We start from the raw sequence: 5,276 nt of genomic DNA on the forward strand, positions 1-5,276 counted from the left end.
AATCGCCACCTCCCTGACCCGGCAGTGCGTCAACAGGCTATCGGGGAGCGGATGATTAACTGGAGTAAACGTCTGGAATCACTTGGCAACAAACCAGTGATAACCCTGCCGGAAGTTAAAACCAGTGTGGACTCTCCAGTTCAACTTTTTACCTTAGACGGGGCCGGTAAACCTTCCCTTGGTTTACTGTTTGATTCTTCACTGATCGGTGTCAGCCTGTTTCTGAATGCCTTCACCCTGTCCGATGTGCTCATGCAGACAGAATATGCCCGCAACAACCCGTTACAACCCGGACCTACCTATATGAATCTGCTGCGCTTTAGCACCGCAGTGATTGGTATGAGTGCAGATTTGACTTCTATTGGTTCAACATTAGCCAGCAAAGTAAACTCCCCCATAGTCAAGGCGCTGATGAGCGGGATAAAAGTGCCTGCCGTCAATATCGCAATGGTCAATCAGTTCTCCCGTGTTGCCGGTAGCGTGGCGGGCTATTTAGGGGCAATTATCTCCTTCTATGATGCCAGTAACGCCTTCAAAGTGGGTAATAACATGGAAGGTTATGGCCTGGTAGCGATAGGGACAGGCTCTATTATTCTGACAACAGTAGGATTAATATTTCTTGCCGTTGGCTCTGTACTGACAGCGGGACTATTAGCATGGCTGGCAGCAGGTACTAGTTTACTTATTGGCGGTAGTGTTGTACAAGCCAGCGGTTCCTGGTCAGATTTAGAGAAAGTACTGAATAATTGTTTTTGGGGAGCGGGAAAGAAATATGCTTTTTGGCCAGTGGATGAACGACCAACTATCTCAAATCAATTACAAGATGCCAGGGAAATGAGCGATGCCATTAATAACGCTTTTCTTATAGAGAACCAAGAATTTTTAAATCTCTTTATTCAGCCACAACTGAAAATACATCAGGGATTTGGCGTCACTATCTATCGTTTCACTTTGCCTGCTTTTCAGATAAGTCTTTCAAATATTCGCGGTATCTTTGTGACTCCACCGAAAATCTCCTACTGGGGAGAAAAAATCGATTATATTGAGATTAACCGTCAAAAATATACTCTCGATACCTTTCGCAATGCCAAATTTAAGGAAACCAAAGAACAGGCTAAACTTACCCTAAATGGCGATACCGCAACACTGGAGGTAGTAATTACCGAAACGAAGGGCGTTTTCCCCAGTAATAGTGAACTGTACTGGTATTATGAGCAATCAGAAAGCGTCATCGCCCCTATGCGTTATCTCTGGGGAGAAAAACCTATAGCAGAAAATACCATTAAGGGCAGTTTTGACGGAGAGCGTACACTATGAAACAACGATTAAAACATTTACTTAAAAAATGGTTTCCTACTATTCATCCAATGCCAGCCAAGCGGTTGGCTCGATGGGAAAAAGAAATCTTGGCGGTACCTCCGGATATTAAAAACGAGGAAACCATTAAGCATGTGGAAATATTGGATTGCCTTAATGATAAGGAGTGTTGGGTTAGGAATCCCCAGCGTCGCTTCCGAAATATCACCTTAATCCCAGTAACATTAGGAATTATCAGCAGCTTAGTGTTAAGCGTTAACGATTTTATAGAATCAAGAAAAAAAAATGAGGAAGCTATACATCGATGGGTTGGTTATGCCAAAAAGAAATATGGTGAAAAATTCTACCTGCGTAATGACCTACCAGAGGATATGGAAGATGTGCGTTATATCGGCAATGATAAAGAAATATCACTAAGAAAATATTTGTATTACCGTTATACCTACTACCCCAGTAGCCCCCAACTTCTGATAATTGATATAAGTTTCCTTCTGCTCTATCTATTGATTATTCCACCCTTTGTCTATTGTGTATTTTTCTGGCAGAGTCAAGCGCCATTAATTATCGATCGAGAACGGCAAATTTTTTACACCTGGTACAAAGGTAAAGCCTATGCCGCCCGTTACCCACAATTAGGTATGGTAGAAAAAACTAATATTTTGTATCTCAAAGTCTACGGACTGGATGAAAATAATAACCTTATCGGACGGGGTTTTATCCCTAATATCACCAGTTACACCTTTGCGGCCTTAAGCAGTGGCAATGATAAAGGACTGGCAGTGGCCTTTATGGTGAAATTTTTATTAAATGGCAAAGAAGCGGTCAGCAAAGTGGATTATAAACGCCGTGAGCCGCTTATCTGGTGGAGTAAAGATAAAAGACCTGCGGATTTAGAAGCCCAAATTCCGTTGATTTTGGCAGAATTGGATCGCTTAGGTCCTCCTGATGAAGATCTTTCCGAATGAAACAACGATTAAAAAACTTACTTAAAAAATGGTTTCCCACTATTCATCCATTGCCAGCCAAACGGCTGGCCCAATGGGAAAAAGAAATTCTGGCAGTACCGCCAGATATTAAGGATGAAGAAACTATTAAACATGTGGAAATACTGGATCGCCTTAATGATAAAGAATGCTGGATTAGAAATCCTCAGCGCCGCTTCCGAAGTATTATCTTAATCCCGGTAACACTGGGATTAATTACCAGTCTGTTATTAACAGTGAATGATTTTATAGAAGAACGAGAACGTGCTGAATCTAATCTTCGTGATTGGATAGAGTTGGTAAGGGGAAAATATGGCGAAAAATTTTATTTGCGCAATGATTTGCCCAACTATATGGAAGATGCCCGTTACATTGGTAACGATAAAGAAATCTCTCTGATAAAATATTTGCATTATCGCTATAATTATTATAAATATAGTAATGATATTTTGATAATTGATATGGCATTTTTGCTACTTTACCTGCTGATTATTCCACCTTTTGTTTGGGGTGTGTTTTTTTCTCGCCGACAAGCTCCATTAATTATTGACCGTGAACGACAAATTTTTTACACCTGGTATAAAGGTAAAGCCTATGCCGCTCGTTATCCACAAGTCGGCATGGCCGAAAAAACTAATATTTTTTTCCTCAAAGTCTACGGCCTGGATGAAAATAATAACCTTATCGGACGTGGCTTTATCCCTAACGTCAGCAGTTACTCTTTTGCCTTTTTAAGCAGCGGCAATGATAAAGCGTTGGCAGTCGCCTTTATGGTGAAATTCTTATTAAATAGCAAAGAGGCGGTCAGTAAGGTAGATTATAAACGTCGTGAGCCGCTTATCTGGTGGAGTAAAGATAAAAGACCCGCCGATTTAGAGGCGCAAATTCCGTTGATTTTAGCAGAATTGGATCGCCTAGGTCCCCCTGATGAAGATCTTTCCGAATGAGACAGCGATTAAAAAACTTACTTAAAAAGTGGTTTCCCACTATTCATCCACTGCCAACCAAACGGCTGGAGCTCTGGGAAAAAGAAATTCTGGCGGTTCCTCCAGATATTAAAGATGCAGAAACTATTAAGCACGTGGAAATACTGGACTATCTTGATGATAAGGAATGTCATATCCGCAATCCTCAACGTCGTTTTAGGAGTATTAATCTAATCCCTGTAACATTAGGAATTATCAGTAGTCTTATTCTTAACATTAATAGTTTTATAAAAGAACGAAGAAGTGGTGAAGAAAATATTCATCATTGGGTTAATATAGTGAAAAAGGAATATGGTGATAAATTTTATCTACGCAATGATTTGCCAGATTATATGGAAGGAGCCCGTTATATCGGTAACGATAAAGAAATTTCACTAAGGAAATACCTGCATTATCGCTATAATTTTTATGAATATAGCAATGATATTTTAATAACTGATATAACATTTTTATTGCTTTACCTACTGATTATTCCCCCTTTTGTATATTGTATATTTTTTTGGAAAAGTCAGGCGCCATTAATTATCGATCGCGAACGGCAGATTTTTTACACCTGGTATAAAGGTAAAGCCTATGCCGCCCGTTATCCACAAGTCGGCATGGCCGAAAAAACTAATATTTTTTTCCTCAAAGTCTACGGCCTGGATGAAAATAATAACCTTATTGGGCGGGGTTTTATCCCTAACGTCAGCAGTTATTCTTTTGCTTTTTTAAGCAGTGGCAATGATAAAGCGCTGGCAGCCGCCTTTATGGTGAAGTTTTTATTAAATGGCAAAGAAGCGGTCAGCAAAGTGGATTATAAACGGCGTGAACCGCTTATCTGGTGGAGTAAAGATAAAAGACCCGCCGATTTAGAGGCCCAAATTCCGTTGATTTTGGCAGAATTGGATCGCTTAGGTCCCCCTGATGAAGATCTTTCCGAATGAAAATGGCATTACAAACCTATTTGACGGAAAGCTCCCAACCTGAATTACGGTTGATACGGTATATTCCACAGATAAGTGATAAGCAACTTGTAATGGTTGTAGTTGTACAACAGGAAAAGGGCGAACAACCTTTTGAAATGGTGTTAAATCATCTGCGTAAGTTCACCTATTTAAAAAATGAGCTGACTCAGGCGTGGGCATTTTTCCGTTTCTACCATCCCAACACACTGACGACTCTGTTGAATACTCTATCCGACGGGCCATTAGCCCATTTTATGCAGGGGATCAATTCAATATGGTTCTATGGCGATAAACCCGATACCCGCCACATTATCACCATCACGGAAAACATTCGGCAGGCAAAACCTGCGCCTGTCACACTCAATCACCAATTGTGTGAACTGTTTGAGCAACAAGCGCAACAACGTCTCACATTTAAAACCATCGATTTTATTCATGAAAATCTAGCTGAACGCTGTCAGGTGAATAAAAACACCCTGCCTGCTTTTGTTTTGCAGCAAACTAATCAGGCTTATCTGCAAGGACTGACGCAACAGCGAGCCATACTCTATTACGTTGCCGCCAGGTGTTTAATACCAAACGATGAAGTTCACTGGCAACAACTTTGGGACTCAGCCTGCTCGCAAACAGAAATACAGGAAATACGGGCACATTCACTTTTCAAACAATGCGACACACTGACAACCAAGGAAATATTATGACCATCAACATTCAGGAACGCTTTGACAAGTTAATAGAAAAAGCTTACGAACTGTTCCCACAGAATCTTGAAGCGGATACTTATATGCAGCCCTGTGACTGCAACATTAAACCCATTTACCCGGTTCGTTATGCTTATGTGAACTTTTTCGGCAAAGAACTGGAAAAACCAGAAGCGCCCCCAGATATCCACACCCTGATGTTCTCCTCGTCACTCCAGCAAACCAAAGGCTATGCCGCCCGCCTGCTGCGCCCCGGCTGGATATATATCAAGGAAGAAGACCCGTTGACCACCCGGGGCAGTAAAGCCCGCGGTTATCTGCACATCTTTAAATACTGCGTAT

At 41.2% G+C, this 5,276-nt stretch carries 6 protein-coding genes; all 6 read left to right on the forward strand.

Annotated elements, in window-relative coordinates; all coding sequences use genetic code 11:
• Positions 1-1,317: hypothetical protein (locus LG003_RS22395; RefSeq protein WP_262981684.1), on the forward strand; the 1,317-nt coding region annotated here is incomplete at its 5' end.
• Positions 1,314-2,282, forward strand: coding sequence for a hypothetical protein (locus LG003_RS22400; RefSeq protein WP_262981685.1), 969 nt, complete (start codon positions 1,314-1,316; stop codon positions 2,280-2,282). The genes LG003_RS22395 and LG003_RS22400, both read left to right, overlap by 4 nt.
• Positions 2,279-3,247: a hypothetical protein gene (locus tag LG003_RS22405; RefSeq protein WP_262981686.1), complete on the forward strand. Its 969-nt coding sequence runs from the start codon at positions 2,279-2,281 to the stop codon at positions 3,245-3,247. The genes LG003_RS22400 and LG003_RS22405 overlap by 4 nt, the downstream gene beginning before the upstream one ends.
• The gene (locus tag LG003_RS22410; RefSeq protein ID WP_262981687.1) at positions 3,244-4,212 is read left to right on the forward strand and encodes a hypothetical protein; all 969 of its coding nucleotides are present in this window, start codon (positions 3,244-3,246) and stop codon (positions 4,210-4,212) included. The genes LG003_RS22405 and LG003_RS22410 overlap by 4 nt, the downstream gene beginning before the upstream one ends.
• Entirely contained in the window at positions 4,209-4,934 is a 726-nt protein-coding gene (locus LG003_RS22415) for a hypothetical protein (protein ID WP_262981688.1), read from the forward strand. The genes LG003_RS22410 and LG003_RS22415 overlap by 4 nt, the downstream gene beginning before the upstream one ends.
• Positions 4,931-5,276 (forward strand): toxin VasX (locus tag LG003_RS22420; RefSeq protein WP_315903404.1); only part of this gene is annotated, 346 nt, incomplete at its 3' end. The genes LG003_RS22415 and LG003_RS22420, both read left to right, overlap by 4 nt.

This window comes from Photorhabdus kleinii, assembly GCF_025384885.1.
Classification (GTDB): domain Bacteria; phylum Pseudomonadota; class Gammaproteobacteria; order Enterobacterales; family Enterobacteriaceae; genus Photorhabdus; species Photorhabdus kayaii.